Origin of the sequence: Peptoniphilus sp. oral taxon 836 str. F0141, assembly GCF_000179335.1 — a bacterium.
Lineage (GTDB): Bacteria > Bacillota > Clostridia > Tissierellales > Peptoniphilaceae > Peptoniphilus_A > Peptoniphilus_A lacrimalis.
In genome coordinates this window covers 1-1,275 of the sequence record NZ_AEAA01000019.1, presented here as the reverse complement: position 1 = coordinate 1,275, position 1,275 = coordinate 1, and the positions used below count along the sequence as shown (strand labels likewise).

Annotated in this window: 1 protein-coding gene and 1 pseudogene; both read left to right on the top strand. The window is 26.5% G+C overall.

Translation table 11 applies throughout. The annotated features are described in order from the left end of the window. A pseudogene (locus tag HMPREF9131_RS00565) lies at nucleotides 1-723 on the top strand (S1 RNA-binding domain-containing protein); the annotation flags it as partial. A 110-nt stretch (nucleotides 724-833) separates the two neighbouring features. Next, nucleotides 834-1,275, top strand: a 442-nt coding sequence (locus tag HMPREF9131_RS00560; protein WP_009344784.1) for a DUF5317 family protein, incomplete at its 3' end; no start/stop codon positions are given.

Below are 1,275 nucleotides of genomic sequence, written 5' to 3'. Positions count from 1 at the left end.
GCATTGATGGCTTAGTTCATATTTCTGAATTATCTTGGAATAGAGTTAAACATCCTTCAGAAGTTGTTAGTGCTGGCGATAAAGTAAAAGTTCAAGTTTTAAGTCTTGATGAAGAAAAAGACAGAATAGCTTTAGGATTAAAACAAACTACTGAAAAGCCTTGGGATAAATTTATAAACGCTGTTAAAGTTGGAGATGTTGTAAAGGGTAAAGTTGTAAATATTCTTGATTTTGGTGCTTTCGTAAGACTTGAAGAAGGTGTTGATGGATTACTTCATGTTTCTCAAATTTGTAGAGAACATATTGAAAAGCCACAAGATAGACTTGAAATAGGTCAAGAAGTTGAAGTTAAGGTAATTGAAATTGACCAAGAAAATAAGAAAATTTCTTTATCTATTAAGGCTTTACTAGAACCTATTGAAGATGACGAAAAGAAAGAAAAATACTGAAAAACCAAAGGTTAAGAAAGAAAGACCAAGAAGACCTAAAGAAAATAGGGTAAAAAAACAAATTCAAGAACCTAAGGAAGATGAATTTAATACAACTATAGGTGATTTACTAGGATTTTCTTTCGGAGATTCATCTTTTGATGTAGTTGCTAACGAAGAAGAAAACAAAGAAGAAACTTCTGATGTTGAAGAAACAACTGAAAGTGAAGAATCCACCACAAATGAAAGTGAACAAGTAGAAATAAAAGAAGAAGATAATAATTCTGAAGAATAATTTATTATAGAAGTAGATGCTACGCTAAGTCGCAGCATCTATTTTTATAAAATAATCAATAATTATAAATTTTATCTTAATTTTGTGATATTATTATTTAAGGTGATGTAATGATTTTTTCTGCCTTAATATTTTCAATAATATTAATTTATTTGTCCAAGGGGTCATTTAAAAATATTTTAAATTTTAATTATCAAAAAATAGAATTAGCTCTATGTGGAATTTTGATAATTTTTTTAATTAATTTTTTTACAATATATGATTTTTCATCTATAAGCGATTTTTTTGTAAAAAAATATTTTTATTTTACTATTTTGGCTTTATTTTTTATCATTATTTCTTTATTATTTAATTATAAGGTTCGAGGAATGATTGTTATAGCTTTCGGACTATTTTGTAACACTCTTCCTATTATCTTTAATGGTAAGATGCCAGTTTCATTAAGTGCATTGTCAAAAATTAATAATGATAAAGTTTTTCGTATAATATCAGAAGGATTATCCTTAAGTCATGGAGCTTTTGAACATCCAAAACTTTATATTTTATCAGATA